This is a genomic window from Nocardioides panacihumi, from assembly GCF_039530925.1.
GTDB lineage: Bacteria > Actinomycetota > Actinomycetes > Propionibacteriales > Nocardioidaceae > Nocardioides > Nocardioides panacihumi.
In genome coordinates this window covers 534,829-551,117 of record NZ_BAAAPB010000004.1, presented here as the reverse complement: position 1 = coordinate 551,117, position 16,289 = coordinate 534,829, and the positions used below count along the sequence as shown (strand labels likewise).

The following is a 16,289-nucleotide window of genomic DNA, read 5'->3' as shown; positions in this document are numbered from 1 at the left end:
CCGGACGGGCGGTCGATCCCTCAGATGAGGGAGGGCGTCAGTACGACGGCTGCGACGGGTCGATCTGGTTCACCCAGGCGACCACGCCGCCACCGACGTGGACGGCGTCGGAGTAGCCGGCGCCCTTCGCCACCACGAGTGCCTCCGCGGACCGCACACCCGACTTGCAGTGCAGCACGAGCTGCTTGCCACCGTCGGCCGTGAGCTCCTGCAGCTGGGCGATCGCGTTGCCGTTGAGGAACTCCCCCTTCGGGATGAGCACCGAGCCGGGGATCTTGTTGATCTCGAACTCGTTGGGCTCGCGCACGTCGACGAGGACGAAGTCGCGGGCGCCCTCGGCGCGCTCCTTGAGCATGTGCTCGAGCTGCACCACCGAGATGGTCGAGCCGACGGCGGCGTCCGCGGCCTCCTGCGACACCGCGCCGCAGAACACCTCGTAGTCGATGAGCGAGTCGACGGTCGGGGCGTCGCCGCACAGGGCGCAGTTGGGGTCCTTGCGCACCTTGAGCTTGCGGTAGGACATCTCCAGGGCGTCGTAGATCATCAGCTCGCCGACCAGCGGGTCACCGATGCCGGTGAGGAGCTTGATCGCCTCGGTGACCTGGATCGAGCCGATGCTCGCGCACAGCACGCCCAGCACGCCGCCCTCGGCGCAGGAGGGCACCATGCCCGGCGGCGGGGGCTCGGGGTAGAGGCAGCGGTAGCAGGGCGCGCCCTCGACCTGCTTGGGCGCGAAGACCGACGCCTGGCCGTCGAAGCGGTAGATGGAGCCCCACACGTACGGGATCCCCAGGAAGTACGCCGCGTCGTTGACCATGTAGCGGGTCGCGAAGTTGTCCGTCCCGTCGACGATCAGGTCGTAGCCCTCGAAGATGCCGAAGACGTTGTCGTTGTCCAGGCGCTCGTCGTGGACGACCACGTTGACGTACGGGTTCGCCTCGTTGATCGCGTCGCGCGCCGAGTCGGCCTTCTTGCGGCCGATGTCGGACTGCCGGTGGATGATCTGGCGCTGCAGGTTCGACTCGTCGACCTCGTCGAACTCGACGATGCCGATCGTGCCGACGCCGGCCGCGGCCAGGTAGAGCAGCGCAGGACTGCCCAGACCGCCGGCGCCGATGACGAGCACCTTGGCGTTCTTGAGGCGCTTCTGACCGGACATCCCCACATCCGGGATGATCAGGTGCCGGCTGTAGCGGCGTACCTCGTCGATCGTGAGCTCCTCGGCGGGCTCCACGAGCGGTGGGAAGGACACGGTGGTCTCCCTTTCGTCTGGTCTGTCGGCGATCCTGGGGGTGCAACACGGGCACCGCGATCCATGTTCCCCGCCCACCAACGCGCCGACGCGCGCATCCCGTCATCCGGACGCAGGTGACTGCGGAGTAGTCTCGCCGCGTGACGACGGATTACGACCTCGAGGCCGCCCGCCCCCGCGGCGGCCGCATGCCGCGGCGCGAGCGCCGGGCTCAGCTGCTCGACTCCGCGCTCGAGGTCTTCGTCGCCCAGGGCTACCACGCCGCGGCGATGGACGACATCGCTGACAAGGCCGGAGTCTCGAAGCCCGTGCTCTACCAGCACTTCCCCGGCAAGCTCGAGCTCTACCTCGCGCTCCTGGAGCAGTCCTGCGACACGATCATCCGCAAGTGCCGCGACGCACTCGACTCCACCCACGACAACAAGCAGCGGGTGGCGGCGACGATCGACGCCTTCTACTCGTACGTCGCCAGCGAGTCCGGCGCCTTCCGACTGGTCTTCGAGTCCGACCTCACCAACGAGCCGGCCGTGCGCCAGCAGGTCGACCGCGTCACCAACGAGTGCGCGGAGGCCATCGCGGAGGTCATCCACGACGACACCGGCCTGCCCGACGTCGCCTCTCGCCTCCTCGCCGTCTCCCTCGTGGGAATGGCGCAGGTCAGCTCGCGGTTCTGGCTGGACGAGAACGGCGGCATCGGCCGCGACGAGGCAGCGGCTCTGGTCGCCGGCCTCGCGTGGCGCGGCATCCGCGGTTACCCGAAGACCGACGAGCACTGAACCACCCCCAGCCACAAGAAGGAGTTCCCGTGGAGGTCAAGATCGGCGTCCAGCACGCGCAGCGCGAGCTGGTCCTGGAGACCGACGAGACGGCCGAGTCCGTCGAGAAGCAGGTCGCGGACGCCCTCGCCGCCGGCGGACTGCTCAGCCTGACCGACACCAAGGGTCGCAAGATGTTCATCCCGGCGGAGAAGATCGCCTACATCGAGCTCGGCACGGGCACCACCGGCCACGTCGGCTTCCGCAGCTGAACACGCCGCGCGGACCGCGTCATGGGGTCCGTGCAATCGCGTCCCAGCAGGTGCAGGATCAGTGAGGGAGCGGCAGACGCCGCTGCCTCCGTCGACCACCGAAGGGAAGCCCCATGCTCTGGACGATCATCGTCACCCTCGTCGGAGGTGTGATCATCGGGTCGCTCGGGAAGTTCTTCGCCCCGGGCCACCGTGACAACATCCCGTTCTGGCTCGTCGTCGTCTGCGGCATCGTCGGGATGCTGGTCGGCAGCGTGCTCTACTACGCGCTCTTCGGCGTTGCGAACAACGTCAAGGGCAACCCCGACTACGGCTGGGACAACACCACCAAGGGCATCGACTGGTGGCGCCACGTCTGGCAGATCGTCGTCGCCGCACTGGCCGTCATGGCCGCGTCGTTCGTCACCGGGCGCGACAGGCGCGCCTGACCGACGCCGAGTCGGCGCTTGTGCACCCGAGCCCGCGGCCGTCCGGCCGCGGGCTCGGGTGCATGTCGGTGCACAAGCGCCGAGTCGGCGTTGCTCAGTGCTCGAGGCCGAGGCCCGTCATCCGCTCCACGTGCCGCTCCGTCAGACGGGTGAACATCCGCCCGATCGCCGCGAGGTCGAGTCCGGGCATGTCGGTGCCCCCCGCGAGCAGCGCGGACAGCGCGTCGCGGTCGGCGGCGACCCGCTGGGCCTCGGTGAGCGCCTCCCCCATCAGCCGGCGGCCCCACAGGGCCAGCCGCCCGGCGAGCCGGGGGTCGGCCTCGATGCCGGCACGGACGCGTTCGACGACGAACTCGGCGTGGCCGGCGTCCTCCAGCGAGGTCAGGACGAGGTCGCGGGTCTGCGGATCGAGGAATGCCGCGATCTCGCGGTAGAAGTCGTTGGCCAGCCCGTCGCCGACGTACGCCTTGACGAGGCCCTCCCACCAGTCGCTCGGCGCCGTGTGGGTGTGAAAGGACTCGAACCCGTCGCGGAACGCCTCCATCGCTGCGAACGGGTCCGCGCCGAGCTCGGTGAGCCGGAGCCGGATCGGCTCGACCTTGCCGATCTGCGCCGAGGCGAAGAGGCCCAGCGCGACCTTGTCCTCGAGGGTCGGCGCCAGCCTGGCGTCCTCGGCCAGTCGCTCGAAGGCGCTCACCTCGCCGTACCCGACCGCGGCCAGGAGGTCGATGACCGCCTCGCGGTAGACGGGGTCCGGGAAGGTGACGGGATCCACCGATGCAGGCACGGTGTCACCCTACCGATAGAATGGCCGACGATTGATCGGCTGTGCCCTTCCGCAACACGGCGCGGCCTGTATGTGCGCGGCGCAGCGCTGATCGCTTCGAAGCTGTGAGTGCCTCCGCCGCACGGACCAGCAACCCGGCGAGACGGCCGGGCATACGAAAGCGAAATATGACCACCTTCCGAGAGCTCGGGGTGCACCCCGAGATTTGTGACGCGCTCGAACGCAAGGGCATCACCACACCGTTCGCGATCCAGGAGATGACCCTCTCCGTCGCACTGATGGGCACCGACCTGATCGGTCAGGCCCGCACCGGCACCGGCAAGACGCTCGCCTTCGGCATCCCCGTGGTGCAGCGCAGCGTCTCCCCCAAGGACCCCGACTACACCGAGCTGCCGCAGGGCAAGCCGCAGGCGCTCATCGTCGCGCCGACCCGTGAGCTCGCGCTCCAGGTCTCCGGCGACCTCGCCATCGCCTCCGCGGACCGCGGTCTCCGCGTCCTCACCGTGTACGGCGGTGTCGGCTACGAGCCGCAGATCGAGGCCCTCCAGGCCGGCGTCGACATCGTCGTCGGCACGCCCGGTCGCCTCATCGACCTCGCCAACCGCCGGCTCCTCGACCTGTCCCACGTGCACGCGCTCGTCCTCGACGAGGCCGACGAGATGCTCGACCTCGGCTTCCTCGAGGACATCCAGCGGCTCATCAAGCTGACCCCCGAGACGCGCCAGACCATGCTCTTCTCGGCGACGATGCCCGGACCGATCGTGTCGCTGGCGCGCATGTACATGCGCCACCCGATGAACATCCGCGCCGAGTCGTCGTACGAGAACGCCACGGTGCCTGCCACCGCGCAGTTCGTCTACCAGGCGCACGACCTCGACAAGCCCGAGATGATCGGGCGCATCCTCCAGGCCGAGGACGTCGACAAGGTCGTCGTCTTCGCCCGGACCAAGCGGCAGGCCCAGCGCGTCGCCGAGGACCTCGCCGACCGCGGCTTCCCGGCCGCTCCCCTGCACGGCGACATGGCGCAGGTGGCACGCGAGAAGGCGATGCAGCGCTTCCGCGACGGCAAGGTGCAGGTCCTGGTCGCGACCGACGTCGCGGCTCGCGGCATCGACGTCACCGGCGTCTCCCACGTCATCAACTACACGACCCCGGACGACGAGAAGACCTACGTCCACCGGATCGGCCGCACCGGCCGTGCCGGCGCCTCCGGCATCGCCGTGACGCTGGTCGACTGGGCCGACATCCACAAGTGGAAGATGATCAACAAGGCGCTCGACCTGCCGTTCGACGAGCTGGTCGAGACCTACTCCTCCTCGGAGCACTTCCTCCACGAGATGGGCATCCCGAAGGGCACCAAGGGCCGGATCAAGCCCCCCTCGGAGAAGCCCTCCACCAAGCCCGCGGGCAGGTCCGGCGACGAGCGCTCCGAGCGCGCGCCGCGCGAGCGTGACCGCAACCGCAGCCGTACCCGCTCCCGCGGCGGGCGCCCCGTGGAGGGCGGCGCGGACACCGAGGCGACGACCGACGCGAGCACTGCTTCGGCTCCGGCCGACGGTGAGTCGAAGCCGGCGTCGCGCAACCGGCGCCGTCGCCGGCGCCCCTCGGGCAGCGGCTCCGACACCGGCGCTGCGACCGCGACCGTCGAGAGCTGAGCAGAGCAGCACGTCTGAAAGTGGCGACTTCGGCCGCGTCCTGACACCAGGGCGTGGCCGAGGTCGCCACTTCTCGTCTCAGCGGATCGGCGGGCCCGCTTTGCCGCGCGCGACGAGGTTCGCGGCCACCTCGCGATAGGCCTTGGCCCCCTTGCTCGAGCGGGCCGTCGCCAGGATCGACCGACCCGCCGCCGGTGCCTCGGCGAACTTGATCGTCTTCGGGATCGGCGGCTCGATGACGTCGAGGTCGTAGGTCTCCGCGATGGTGTCGAGCACCATCCGGGCGTGGGTCGTCCGGCCGTCATAGAGGGTCGGGAGGACGCCCCACACCTCGAGCCCCTTGTTGGTGAAGCGGCGTACGTCGTGCACCGTGTCGAGCAGCTGTCCGACGCCACGGTGCGAGAGGGTCTCGCACTGGAGCGGGATCAGCACGCCGTCGGCCGCGGTCAGTGCGGCGACCGTCAGAACACCCAGCGACGGCGGGCAGTCCAGCAGCACCCAGTCGTAGTCGACGACGCCCTCCAGGGCCGCTTTGATCGCATGCTCACGACCGGTGCGGGTGAGCAGATCAGCCTCCGCGCGAGCCAGGTCGATCGTGGCCGGCAGCAGGTCGACGCCGTCCTCGGTCTCGAGGATGACCGCTTCGACATCGACACCCTTGGTCAGCACCTGGTGCACGGACAGCTCCAGGTCCTCCGGGTCGATGCCGAGCGAGAAGGTCAGGCACGCCTGGGGGTCGAGGTCGACGAGGAGCACCTTCTGGCCCAGCTCGGCGAGCGCAGCGCCGATCGAGGCCACGGAGGTGGTCTTGGCGACGCCGCCCTTCTGGTTGGCGACCGCGAGCGTGATGGTCATCGGGGCCATCATGCCCGACGCGCCTCACCCGTGCGCCAGACTGTGACCCATGTCGACCGCACTCGTCACCGGCGCCACGGCCGGCATCGGACTCGCCTTCGCCCGCCAGCTCGCCGATCGCGGCGACGACCTCGTCCTCGTCGCGCGCAACGCGGAGCGGCTCGGGGAGGTCGCCGACGAGCTCAGGACGACGTACGGCGTCTCCGTCGAGGTGCTCCCCGCCGACCTGATCGACCGCGCCGACCTCGCGATCGTTGAGGAGCGGCTCGCCAGCCGCGAGCGGCCGGTCGACCTCCTGGTCAACAACGCCGGCTTCGGGTTGAAGAAGCGGTTCCTGGACAACTCCGCCGACGACGAGACGGCGATGACCGACCTGCTGGTCATCGCTCCCCTGCGGCTGAGCCACGCGGCGCTCGGCGCCCAGGTCGAGCGGGGCACCGGCGGCGTGATCAACGTCGGCAGCGTGGCGTCGTACCTCCCGCGCGGGACCTACAGCGCCGCCAAGGCCTGGGTGAACAGCTTCACCGAGTGGGCCCACCACGAGTACGGACCGCAGGGCGTGACCGTGACGGCGCTGCTGCCGGGCTTCACCAAGACCGAGTTCCACGAGCGGATGGGCGTCCAGCGCGGGTCCGCGCCGGACTGGATGTGGCTCGACGTGGACGACCTGGTGCGCGAGGCGCTGGCCGACTACGACAAGGGCAAGGTCTTCTCGATCCCGTCGCCGCAGTACAAGGTGATCGCGACCCTCGCGCGGGCGACCCCGACCCGTCTGCTGCAGCGCTTCCAGGGGCTCGGCCGCCGCTAGCTAGCTCTCGATGAAGGCGCGGACTGCGTCGGCGACCATCTGCACGGCGATCGCCGACAGGAGCAGACCCGCGATCCGCGTGACGAGCATGACGCCGCTCTCGCGGATGAGCCGGAGGATCGGAAGCGAGAAGCGCATCGCCGCCCACAGGACGATGTGCACGCCGATGATGCCGAGCGCCACGGCCGCCAGGTCGCCGACGTCGTGCACGCGCCGCGTGAAGACCATCGTCGCGACGATCGCGCCGGGACCCGCGAGGAGCGGCGTGCCCAGTGGCACGAGCGCGACGTTGGTGCCGGTCGTCGCGGTCGGCTCCTCGTCGTTGCCGGTGAGCAGCTCGAGCGCGACGAGCAGGAGCAGCAGGCCGCCCGCGCACTGGAGCGCCGCCAGCGAGATCGACAGGTAGTCCAGGATCCCCTGCCCGAACACGGCGAAGACGACGATCACGAAGAACGCCACGAGCACCGCCTGCCAGGCAGCGCGACGAGCGGTGGCCGCTGAGCGGCCCGAGGTGAGCGACAGGAAGATGGGCACGGTGCCGACCGGGTCCATGATGACGAAGAGGGTCACGAAGACCTCGACCATGAGGGTGACGTTCACCTGACGACCTCCGGGGTCTCTCGCCCGCTCGCGGCCGACGCCGCCGCGGCCGCCTCGAGCAGGCGGTGGTAGTCCTCCGGGGCGGTCGTGTTGATGCCGAGGTCGTGCTGCGTCTTCCCGGTGCCGTGGTAGTCGCTCGAGCCGGTGACGACCAAGCCGAGGTCGCGGGCGATGCCGCGAAGTCGCTCGCGGCGCTCCGGGGCGTGGTCCTGGTGGTCGACCTCGAGGCCGGTCAGTCCGACCTCCTGGAGGGCGGCGAGCTCGGCCTCGTCGGGGTGCTCGGAGCGGCTCCGGCCCCAGACGTGGGCGATGACCGAGACACCACCCGCCGCGGTGACCAGGCGGATCGCCTCGTCCAGCGCGACGGCATAGCGCCCGACGTACGCCGGCCGACCGGCCGCGAGCAGCGTGTCGAACGCCTCGTCGCGGTCGGCGACGACGCCCTGCCGGACGAGCGCGTCCGCGACGTGCGGCCGGCCGGAGGCGGCGGCATCCTGCGACACTGCGAGCACGTCGTCGACGGTGATCGCGATGCCCAGGCCGCGCAGCCGGTCGACCATCATCGGCAGCCGCTGTCCCCGCCCGTCCAGGATGTGCCGCAGCTCCCGGTCGAGAGGCTCGTACGTCGGGTCCGGCAGGTAGCCCAGCAGGTGGACGCTCCTGCCCTGGTGCAGAGTGCTGATCTCCATGCCGCGGACCAGCTCGATGCCGATCTCGTGGGCGGTTGCCGCGGCCTCGTCCCACCCGGCGGCGGTGTCGTGATCGGTCAACGCGACCACGTCGAGCCCGACCGCCCGGGCCGCGCGCACCAGCTCCTCCGGCGAGTCGGTCCCGTCACTCACCCGCGAGTGGGTGTGGAGGTCGATGCGCACCCGCTGAGGATAGTGGTGGTCGCCGGTCACCAGGACGGCGCCGGGCCCCCGAACGGCACGTCGAGCAGGGCCGGCCCGAGGGTCGACACGTCGCGCAGCAGCCACGGATCACGCAGCAGGAGCAGCGCGGAGGCCGGTCTCATCACCATCCACAGCCACCGGCCGCCGCCCTCGCCGGCCAGCACCGACCTGTCCCACTCCGAGGCCGTCCCCGTGCCGGCGTCGCTCGTCGACACCGGCCACAGCGACACCGGCTGGCCGTCGAGGCGCACCTTGGAGGCCGGCGGACCGTCGCCGAGCTCGTGCCCGGGGTCGTCGTGCACGGTGCCCGCGCAGCGCGAGCCGAGTCCTGTCGTCGGCTCCTCGGCGACGACGATGACGTCGACCGGCCCGTCGAGCTCGCTCGTGCCGGAGACGCAGGTGTAGGTCGCCTCGCCCTCCACGACGCCGAAGTCGGTGAGCCGCCAGCCGGGGCTCAGCGGCCAGGGCAGGTACGTCGGGAAGGTGCCCGCGAGCTCGAGATGGGCCGCGAACTCGTCGTACGTCGCCTCGCCGGGCCGCCACAGCGGGGAGACCGATCCGTGCTCGGGGCACGACCACGTGCCGCCGGATCCCTCGACCGAGGCGACCGGGGTCTGGCAACGCGGGCAGCCGGGCGTCACCCGCCCACGGTGGCCGCCTCGGAGAGGACCGTCAAGACCCGATCAGGAGTTCCAGCGCAGGACGACCGGCTGCTCGCGCTCGAACCCGAGCACGGACAGCGTGGCGGTGTCCAGCTTCAGCAGCCGGCCCTCGGCCACCGGCAGGCCGAGCCAGCGGGCGGCGAGCGCCCGCAGCGCATGGCCGTGGCCGAAGACGAGGGCGTCGCCGTGGGTCGCGCGCACCCGCTCGATCACCCGGTCGAGCCTGTCACCGACCTGCTCCGGGGTCTCCCCGCCGGGCGTGACACCGCTCCAGATCGTCCAGCCGGGGTCCTTCTCGCGGATCGCCTCGGTGGTCACCCCCTCGTAGTCTCCGTAGTCCCACTCCGCGAGGTCGTCGTCGACGACAGCGTCGGGGAAGCCGGCGAGCTCGGCGGTGCGTCGTGCGCGTTGCCGGGGCGAGGTGAGCACCAGCCCGAAGTCGGCGTCGCGGAGCCGCTCGGTGAGGGCGCGAGCGGTGTCCTCGCCCTCGGGGAGCAGCGGCAGGTCGGTGGTTCCGGTGTGCCGGCCGGCGATGCTCCACTCGGTGGCGCCGTGCCGGACCAGGTAGAGATCCGTCATCGCGGCCCAGTTTGGCAGAGCGGCGGGCACCGGGTCTGGCAGTCTCTGCCCATGACCTTGGCCACGACTCCCGGTCTGGGCCGCCACCGTGCCGCCGTCGCCGCCGCCTTCGCCACCCAGGGACTGGTGTTCGTCAGTCTCACGACGCGGCTGCCGAGGTTCCGCGACCACTGGGATCTGAGTGAGGTCGGCCTCTCGCTGGTGCTGCTGATGATCGTGCTGCTGGCCGGCGTCGGGTCGGTCGTCGCGGAGCAGCTGGCGCGGCGCGCGCCGAGTGCCGGGCTGCTTCGCGTGGGGCTGCTCGGCATCGCGGTGTCGGTGCCGGTCGCCGCGGGCGCTCCCGCGTTCGGGTTCTTCGTCGGCGGCCTCGCGGTGTACGGCGTCGCGCTGGGTGTCGTCGACGCGGCGACCAACATGCAGGGGGTCGCCGTCGAGCACCGCTACGGCCGGCCGATCCTGCCGTCGTTCCACGGGGCGTGGACGATGGGCGGCGTGGTGGGCGCCGGGCTGGCGCTCGCCGCCGGCGACACTCCCCTCGCGCTGACCGGGCTGGTCGCCGTCGTGCCGGTCGCGGTCGCCCTGGCGCCGTACCTCCCCCGCGACCACACGGTCGTGGACACCGGTGCGGCCGGTGAGATCCCCTGGCGACCGATCCTGATGGTCGGCCTCGGGATGGTGCTCTTCTACATGGTCGACACCGCCGCGCAGACCTGGGGGCCGACCTACCTCGACGACGTCTTCGACACCCCGCACCGGCTGGTCGCGCTCGCGACGTTCCCCTACCTGATCGCGAGTCTGGTCACGCGTGTGGCCGGCGACAGCCTCGTGGCGCGGTACGGCGCCGTGCCGGTGCTGCGCGTCGGGGCGCTGATCGGCAGCGCCGCGCTGGCCGTCGTCGTCTTCGCGCCCACCTGGCCGGTGGCGGTGCTGGGCTTCACCATCCTCGGCACCGGTGTCGCGGTGATCGCGCCGCTGAGCTTCTCAGCCGCCGCTCGGATCGCCGGCGGACAGCAGGCACGCGTGGACGCCGTGATCGCGCGCTTCAACCAGTTCAACTACGTCGGCGCGCTGCTCGGGTCGGTGCTCACCGGGCTCGTGGGCGCGGGCAGCCTGCGGATCGGCTTCGCCGTGCCCATGGTGCTGCTGCTCGCGATGCTGCCGTTGGCGCGATTCTTCGCGCCGGTCGCGCTGACGGGCGCCTCCCGGAGCGGGGTCGGCACCCGGTAGGGCGACTCAGCCCGACTTGCGCCGGTGGACGCGCTTCCCGCCGGCGGGGCCGTGCTCCTCGGACCGACCGCGGTCGTGGTCCGCGTGGTCGACGCCGCGGTCGTTGGCCTGCTTCTTGTCGAGTGCCTCGCGCATCTTGGCCTTGATGTCGTCGTTGCTCGATTCGGTCATGCGCCCACACTGTCACACCCGGCCACGCGCGGCGCCGGCGGTTCGTCCTGCGCTCAGCGCGGCACGAGCGCCCAGTGGTCCAGGTCGAGCAGCACGCCGTCGGCGTACGTGCCGTCCTCGCCCCGCAGCGTCATCGACTCGTCACGCCCCTTGGTGGCCACCAGGCGCAGCCGCAGCGCACCCACCCCCGGCACGGCCGTCTCCGCCCTGTCGAGGACCTCGCTCCACGCGTAGACCGTGTCACCGGCGAAGGCAGGCGCGACGTGGGAGCCGGCGTTGATCGCGGCGAGGAGCTGGGCGTTGGCGAGGCCGTTGAACGAGAGCGCCCGGGCCAGCGAGATCACGTGGCCGCCGTACACGAGCCGGTTGCCGTCGGGCCGTGCCTGCGTGTTGAAGTGCACCTTGGCGGTGTTCTGCCACAGTCGGGTCGCCATCATGTGCTCGGCGTCGGTGATCGTGACGCCGTCGACGTGGTCGATGCGCTCGCCCACCTCGTAGTCGTCGAGCCGGTGCGGCTCGCCCGCCGCCGCGAAGTCGTACGCCGTGAAGCTCATGCCCGGAGGCACGACCAGGTCCTCGGGCGCGACCGCCGCTGCGAGCTCGGGGATGACCGTCTCCGGGGCCGGCGAGGCGGCGTCGCGCTTGTGCACCATCACCCAGCGCGCCCAGTCGATGACGACCTCTCCGCGATGGTTGGTGGCGGTGGAGCGCACGTAGACGACGCCCGACCTGCCATTGGAGTTCTGCTTGAGCCCGATCACCTCGGACCGCGTCGAGAGCGTGTCGCCCGGCACCACGGGCCGGTGGAAGCGGCACTCGGCGTAGCCCAGGTTGGCGACCGCGTTGAGCGAGATGTCGGGCACCGTCTTGCCGAACGCGATGTGGAACGCGACGAGCTCCTCCACCGGGTGCGGGTCGAGGCCGACCGCCCGCGCGAACGCCGCCGAGGACGGCAGCGCGAACCGGGTCGGGTAGATCGCGCCGTACAGCGCCCGATCGCCCTCCGTGACCGTGCGCGGCGTCGCGTGCTCGATGACCTGGCCGACGGCGAAGTCCTCGAAGTAGTTGCCCGGGTTGGTCTTGGTCACGTCGTCCTCCGCATCACCTGGCAGTAGCCGGCCCCATGATGGCCAACCCGCGAGCCGGGTGGAACAGCCGCGCCCGTGGGAAAACTCATACCCGGCCGAGCAGCCGGTCGGGCACGCGCACGACGTGTCCCGCGCGCATCACCGTGAGCTGGCGACGTCCGACGGCCAGGAACGTCTCGCCGCGCTGCTCGACCAGTGCGCCGAGGTCGACCGATCCGGGGTCGAACTCGGGCACGTCCTCCGGACTCCCGAGGCTGTCCGGCACGAACGTCGCGAGCTCGGCCACCAGCTCGTCGCCGGTGCGTGCCCACGCGCTCTGCTCGGTCAGCCCCGACCGCTCGTGGACGGCGTGCCGCCGGTCCGCCGTGGCGCGCAGGAGATCGGCGTCGGCGTACTTGAGGTGGACCAGGAAGAGGTCGCGGTCGGGGGTGAACGGTGCTGCGATGCCGTGCGAGGCTCGTCGCCACGGCGCGTCGACGCGCTTGAGCGAGGGCTTGCACAGCGTCGGGACGAACACCGCGAGACGACGCTGGCCGAGCACGGGCCGCGCGGGGTCGAGGGGCGGCTCGTGGCCGACGTGGTGGACGACGTTGAGGGCGAGCCCGGCGAGCACATCGACGCCCGGCCGCGCCTCGAGCAGCCCGGCGAGGCCGTCGTGCCGGGCCGGGTCGGCGAGGAGGAACTCGTCGACGTCGGTGAACACCACCGCCTCGTGGGTGCGCAGCAGGTCGCTGGCCAGCTCGCTGACCAGTCTCATCCGGGCGCGCTCGAAGTCACCGTCGGGGAACCCGGGATTGCGCACCACCCGGCACGGCAGTCCGTCCGTCGAGCCGTCGCTCGACCCGTCGTCGACGACCACCAGGTGGTCCAGGCCGACCTCGCGGCCGTAGTGGGCGACCCACCGGGGCAGCATCTCGGGCTCGTCGCGCACCACGGTCACCGCCGCGACACCCGTACGCCGACCGCCACCCCGGCGCCGGAGCAGGCCGCGGAGCCCGGTCATGCCGTCACCCCCGCGCGCACTCCGGCCGCCACCAAACCGGCCAGGGCCGCGACGGCCCGATCGCCGGAGGCGCCCACCGGCCACTCCTCAGGCGGGGTGACCCCGCGCTCGGCGAGCACCGTGCGGAGCTCGGCGAACGCGCGGCCGGCGGTGTCTGTCAGAGCCGTGTCGTCGACCGTCGCGGGCACGGAGCCGGGCACGTCGACCGGGGTCAGGTCGGCCCACGAGCCCTCGAGTCGGGGCACCTCGGCGGCGAGCCGACGCACCGTGCCGGCGGCGTACGACCTGACCCAGCGCTCCACGGGGAGACCGATGCGGGGCTCGGTCGCGGCGCGCGCCGCGAGGATCTGCTTGGCGAGCACCCGCTTGCGCAGGCGCTTGCCGGCGTCCAGGCTCACGCCCCGGTCGGCGAGCTCGGCGTTCACGCGTTGCAGCAGCACGGCCGACGTCAGCCCGAGCGAGGCGTTGGCCGACTCCCCCGAGAGCAGCCCATCGGAGGAGAACCCGACGGCCCGCCCGAAGCGGGCGGCCAGCTCGTCCCTCGGCGCGCCGGGCGGCGGCACCGTCACCACGCTCACCGACCCCGGTCCGGCCGCGGCCCCCCAGGTCCGCACGAGGCCGACGACGTCCTGCTGCTTCCAGAACGTGCGTCCAGCCTCGGGAACGACACGCGGCACACGGCGACGCGGACGGGCGCGGCGGGCGCCGTCGAGGTAGTCGGCCCACGTCCACGAGCGCCCGTTCTGGATCGTCTCCTGCCACATCGAGACGAGGGTGCGGTTCAGGTCGCGGACGGTCAGCACGACCTCCACCCGGGTGTCCCCGAGGCTGGCGACGACGGCGGCGACGAGGGCCGGCGGGAGCGGGGCGAGATACTCCATCGACACGACCGCCGGACCGTCGTGCGCGGCGATCTCGTCGCGCAGCGCGGACCAGAGCGCGCCGGTCACGCGAGCCGTCCGGGCGACCTCGGTCACCGCACGGGCCTGGTCGCCCCAGGTGTGCCCCGGCACGAGGAGGCCCTGAGACTGGAGCGCCGGCCGGTTGGCGAAGAGCAGCTCCTGGAGGCTGGTGGTGCCCGACTTCATCGTCCCGACGTGCAGGACCACACGGTCAGCCACGACGCGTCACCGGGACCGTCGCAGCCAGCGTGAGCGCGGGGCCTCCGCCCGTGGCGCCGTCAGCCTGGCCCGGATCGTCGTCACCCGCTCGTTGTGGCGCACCGCCAGGTCGGCGAGCGCCCGGGCCGCGGCATCGGCCACCTCGCGCTCGCTGGGGACCACGACCGGACGACCCGCGTCGTCGTCCGGGACGAGCCGGTCGAGGTCGCCGACCAGGTCGTAGCCGCGTTCGCGCAGGGTCGCGACGTTGCCCCGCCCGTGCTCCTGCAGCCACGGCACCACGTCGTCGGGGAGCCCGATCCGCGGGCTGGCGAGCTTCGGCAGCACCCCGCGCTCGAAGGGCAGCCGCAGCGACGCGCCGTACTCCCTCGTGAACCGGGGCAGCCTGTCGCCCAGGGCCACGTTCACACGGCGCCAGACCTCGGCCTCGACAACGCCGAAGGAGGAGTTGAGCGCCCCTGCGGGGCGCGCCACGACCGTGTGGTCGAAGCCGACGGTCTCCCCCATGATCCGGAAGACGCCGTCGGGATCCTTCGCGTACGACGGCACGCCGATGACGTGCACCTTCTCGGGCGGCACCAGGCCGCTCCACGCGTCGAGGACACGCACCGGGTCCTGCCGGCGCCAGAACCGCTCGGCCCACTCGCCGGCGCGATCGCGCACCGACTGGACGAAGTCGGGATACGTGAGCGTCATCCGGTGCTTGAGGAACTGCTGGTACTCCGACGGCAGCTGGTCCGCCCAGCCCCGGACCGTGAGCACGAGGCGCAGGTCGAGACCCGCCTCGGCGGCGAGCTCCGCGAGGCGTGCCGCGCTCCCGGGCGTGAGCTCGGCGAGATCCTCGTTGCTGACCAGCACCCGCTCTCCGGGCGTCGATCGCAGCCGATCGGCGGCGCGCGCGAGCCGAGCCTCGTCTGGCTGGCCGACGAACCCCTCGACAGGCTGCCAGCCGAGCGGCCGCACCAGCTGGGCCATGTGCTCGTCGCGGTCGGTGAAGGGGAGGCCGACGCCGACGGCCCGCATCGCGTCCACGGAGCGCCACATCCCCGCCTGGAGCGACGAGGTGCCGGTCTTGCTGCAACCGAGGTGGACGAAGAGCGGTCGCGTCACTGCTGGGCCCCTCGACGGTCGTCGCGCACGTTGCGCCGGACCAGCTCCTCGATCGCGTGGAGGGCGGCCTCGAGCTGCGCCTCGACCGGGATCCGGTCAGGGCTCTCCCCCGGGACCGCCACGGGCTCGAGGTCGGTCAGGTCGCCGACGACGCGGACACCTGTCGCGAGCAGCCCGGCCTGCTGCTCCTCGGCGGCGCGGCGCACCCATCGGCTGGTCCTGAACCCGATCGCCGGCTCGTCACGGCGGTGTCGCGGCAGGATCGTCTTCGCGACGCCGAACTTCACGTGGCGCGAGTAGTCGGGCCAGGCCAGGTCCCCGACGCGATGGTTGAGCCGCTCCATGAGCAGCGCGGAGGCGGCTCCCAGCGACTCGTTGCCGCTCTCCGGCGGTGCGGCGGCGTCCGGCGGCAGGCCGGTCGCCTCGCAGAAACGGTGCCACAGCAGCTCGGGGTCGGCGGCCGTGCGCGGCAGGGTCACGACGGTCACCGCGTCGGTGCCGATCAGGTCAGCCCACTTGCGGGCCACCTCGACCGCGTCCTGCTCACGCCAGAAGACCTCGCCGGGGCCACTTCGGGCGCGGATCCCGTCGACGTAGTCCCGCCACGGCCAGGTGCGGCCGTTCTTCAGGGTCTCCTGCCACATGGACGGGACCGTGCGACCGAGGTCGCGCACGGTCAGGACCGCCTCGACGCGCGCCGACGGGAACGACTCGACGACGTCGCGCAGCTTGTCGGCGCCCGCTGCGGCGAGGAACTCCATCGAGATGACGGCGGTGCCGTCGAAGTCGTCGATCTCGCGGACCATCCGCTCCCAGACGCCCTCGAACTCCCCGTGCGCGCGCTGCCGCCTGCCCAGCGCGTCGCTGACGGCGTTCACCTGGTCGCGCCAGCTCGCGCCGGGGAAGAGGAAGCCGGCCGACGCCAGGCCCTCCCGGGCGCCGGCGAGGCGCGCCTGGAGATGACTCGTGCCGGACTTCATCAGCCCGACATGGAGGACGACGCGCTCAGCCATGATGGGTCAG

At 71.9% G+C, this 16,289-nt stretch carries 19 protein-coding genes; 6 read left to right on the top strand and 13 right to left on the bottom strand.

Translation table 11 applies throughout. The annotated features are described in order from the left end of the window. Positions 1-37: 37 nt before the first annotated feature. On the bottom strand, positions 38-1,252 hold the full coding sequence (gene moeZ / locus ABD205_RS18755; RefSeq protein WP_344047466.1) for an adenylyltransferase/sulfurtransferase MoeZ: 1,215 nt from the start codon (positions 1,250-1,252) through the stop codon (positions 38-40). A gap of 140 nt (positions 1,253-1,392) precedes the next feature. On the opposite strand from moeZ, the gene ABD205_RS18750 reads away from it, so the two are divergent. The 3 genes from ABD205_RS18750 to ABD205_RS18740 all read left to right on the top strand — a co-directional run bounded on the left by ABD205_RS18750 (position 1,393) and on the right by ABD205_RS18740 (position 2,707). After that, positions 1,393-2,028, top strand: a complete 636-nt coding sequence (locus ABD205_RS18750; RefSeq protein WP_425573074.1) for a TetR/AcrR family transcriptional regulator — start codon at positions 1,393-1,395, stop codon at positions 2,026-2,028. A gap of 29 nt (positions 2,029-2,057) precedes the next feature. After that, positions 2,058-2,279 (top strand): DUF3107 domain-containing protein, encoded by a 222-nt coding sequence (locus ABD205_RS18745; protein WP_344047464.1) that lies wholly within the window; start codon positions 2,058-2,060, stop codon positions 2,277-2,279. 113 nt (positions 2,280-2,392) lie between these two features. After that, positions 2,393-2,707: a hypothetical protein gene (locus ABD205_RS18740; RefSeq protein WP_344047463.1), complete on the top strand. Its 315-nt coding sequence runs from the start codon at positions 2,393-2,395 to the stop codon at positions 2,705-2,707. A gap of 94 nt (positions 2,708-2,801) precedes the next feature. Here ABD205_RS18740 and ABD205_RS18735 read toward each other — a convergent pair whose 3' ends face one another. Next, a complete protein-coding gene (locus ABD205_RS18735) occupies positions 2,802-3,494 on the bottom strand; it encodes a ferritin-like fold-containing protein (RefSeq protein WP_344047462.1) in 693 nt (230 codons plus the stop codon). 167 nt (positions 3,495-3,661) lie between these two features. Here ABD205_RS18735 and ABD205_RS18730 point away from each other — a divergent pair, with 167 nt between their 5' ends. Further along, entirely contained in the window at positions 3,662-5,149 is a 1,488-nt protein-coding gene (locus ABD205_RS18730; protein WP_344047461.1) for a DEAD/DEAH box helicase, read from the top strand. A gap of 78 nt (positions 5,150-5,227) precedes the next feature. On the opposite strand, the gene ABD205_RS18725 is transcribed toward ABD205_RS18730, so the two are convergent. Beyond that, positions 5,228-6,004: a ParA family protein gene (locus ABD205_RS18725; protein ID WP_344047460.1), complete on the bottom strand. Its 777-nt coding sequence runs from the start codon at positions 6,002-6,004 to the stop codon at positions 5,228-5,230. A 49-nt stretch (positions 6,005-6,053) separates the two neighbouring features. On the opposite strand from ABD205_RS18725, the gene ABD205_RS18720 reads away from it, so the two are divergent. Then, positions 6,054-6,812 (top strand): SDR family NAD(P)-dependent oxidoreductase, encoded by a 759-nt coding sequence (locus ABD205_RS18720; RefSeq protein ID WP_344047458.1) that lies wholly within the window; start codon positions 6,054-6,056, stop codon positions 6,810-6,812. Here the strand turns inward: ABD205_RS18720 and ABD205_RS18715 are convergent, their stop codons facing one another. From ABD205_RS18715 to ABD205_RS18700, 4 genes are read right to left on the bottom strand one after another with little or no spacing between them, the layout of a single operon-like run. Further along, positions 6,813-7,412: a MarC family protein gene (locus tag ABD205_RS18715; RefSeq protein WP_344047456.1), complete on the bottom strand. Its 600-nt coding sequence runs from the start codon at positions 7,410-7,412 to the stop codon at positions 6,813-6,815. It abuts the gene before it with no gap. Continuing rightward, positions 7,409-8,284 (bottom strand): PHP domain-containing protein, encoded by an 876-nt coding sequence (locus ABD205_RS18710; RefSeq protein WP_344047454.1) that lies wholly within the window; start codon positions 8,282-8,284, stop codon positions 7,409-7,411. Before ABD205_RS18710 ends, ABD205_RS18715 begins: the two co-directional genes overlap by 4 nt. A 26-nt stretch (positions 8,285-8,310) precedes the next feature. Then, positions 8,311-8,946 (bottom strand): DUF6758 family protein, encoded by a 636-nt coding sequence (locus ABD205_RS18705; RefSeq protein ID WP_344047452.1) that lies wholly within the window; start codon positions 8,944-8,946, stop codon positions 8,311-8,313. Between the two features lie 42 nt (positions 8,947-8,988). Continuing rightward, the gene (locus ABD205_RS18700) at positions 8,989-9,546 is read right to left on the bottom strand and encodes a histidine phosphatase family protein (protein ID WP_344047450.1); all 558 of its coding nucleotides are present in this window, start codon (positions 9,544-9,546) and stop codon (positions 8,989-8,991) included. Between the two features lie 51 nt (positions 9,547-9,597). Here ABD205_RS18700 and ABD205_RS18695 point away from each other — a divergent pair, with 51 nt between their 5' ends. Beyond that, positions 9,598-10,773, top strand: coding sequence for an MFS transporter (locus ABD205_RS18695; RefSeq protein ID WP_344047448.1), 1,176 nt, complete (start codon positions 9,598-9,600; stop codon positions 10,771-10,773). Positions 10,774-10,779: 6 nt separating this feature from the next. Here ABD205_RS18695 and ABD205_RS18690 read toward each other — a convergent pair whose 3' ends face one another. The 6 genes from ABD205_RS18690 to ABD205_RS18665 form a co-directional block, all read right to left on the bottom strand. Next, entirely contained in the window at positions 10,780-10,944 is a 165-nt protein-coding gene (locus ABD205_RS18690) for a DUF5302 domain-containing protein (RefSeq protein WP_344047446.1), read from the bottom strand. 53 nt (positions 10,945-10,997) lie between these two features. Continuing rightward, complete coding sequence (locus tag ABD205_RS18685) at positions 10,998-12,032, bottom strand: MaoC family dehydratase (RefSeq protein ID WP_344047444.1); 1,035 nt, start codon at positions 12,030-12,032, stop codon at positions 10,998-11,000. Positions 12,033-12,117: 85 nt separating this feature from the next. Beyond that, positions 12,118-13,035 carry a glycosyltransferase family 2 protein gene (locus ABD205_RS18680; RefSeq protein WP_344047442.1) on the bottom strand — a complete coding sequence of 306 codons (918 nt, stop codon included), beginning with the start codon at positions 13,033-13,035 and terminating at the stop codon, positions 12,118-12,120. Next, complete coding sequence (locus ABD205_RS18675; RefSeq protein ID WP_344047440.1) at positions 13,032-14,156, bottom strand: hypothetical protein; 1,125 nt, start codon at positions 14,154-14,156, stop codon at positions 13,032-13,034. The genes ABD205_RS18680 and ABD205_RS18675 overlap by 4 nt, the downstream gene beginning before the upstream one ends. Before the next feature lie 6 nt (positions 14,157-14,162). Then, entirely contained in the window at positions 14,163-15,266 is a 1,104-nt protein-coding gene (locus tag ABD205_RS18670; RefSeq protein ID WP_344047439.1) for a hypothetical protein, read from the bottom strand. Continuing rightward, positions 15,263-16,279 (bottom strand): hypothetical protein, encoded by a 1,017-nt coding sequence (locus tag ABD205_RS18665; RefSeq protein ID WP_344047437.1) that lies wholly within the window; start codon positions 16,277-16,279, stop codon positions 15,263-15,265. Before ABD205_RS18665 ends, ABD205_RS18670 begins: the two co-directional genes overlap by 4 nt. Positions 16,280-16,289: the final 10 nt, after the last annotated feature.

Coding starts and splice junctions, on each gene's coding strand:
- ABD205_RS18690 (WP_344047446.1), bottom strand. CDS start 10,944: ATGACCGAATCGAGCAACGACGACATCAAGGCCAAGATGCGCGAGGCA.
- ABD205_RS18695 (WP_344047448.1), top strand. CDS start 9,598: ATGACCTTGGCCACGACTCCCGGTCTGGGCCGCCACCGTGCCGCCGTC.
- ABD205_RS18700 (WP_344047450.1), bottom strand. CDS start 9,546: ATGACGGATCTCTACCTGGTCCGGCACGGCGCCACCGAGTGGAGCATC.
- ABD205_RS18740 (WP_344047463.1), top strand. CDS start 2,393: ATGCTCTGGACGATCATCGTCACCCTCGTCGGAGGTGTGATCATCGGG.
- ABD205_RS18665 (WP_344047437.1), bottom strand. CDS start 16,279: ATGGCTGAGCGCGTCGTCCTCCATGTCGGGCTGATGAAGTCCGGCACG.
- ABD205_RS18680 (WP_344047442.1), bottom strand. CDS start 13,035: ATGACCGGGCTCCGCGGCCTGCTCCGGCGCCGGGGTGGCGGTCGGCGT.
- ABD205_RS18730 (WP_344047461.1), top strand. CDS start 3,662: ATGACCACCTTCCGAGAGCTCGGGGTGCACCCCGAGATTTGTGACGCG.
- ABD205_RS18725 (WP_344047460.1), bottom strand. CDS start 6,004: ATGACCATCACGCTCGCGGTCGCCAACCAGAAGGGCGGCGTCGCCAAG.
- ABD205_RS18720 (WP_344047458.1), top strand. CDS start 6,054: ATGTCGACCGCACTCGTCACCGGCGCCACGGCCGGCATCGGACTCGCC.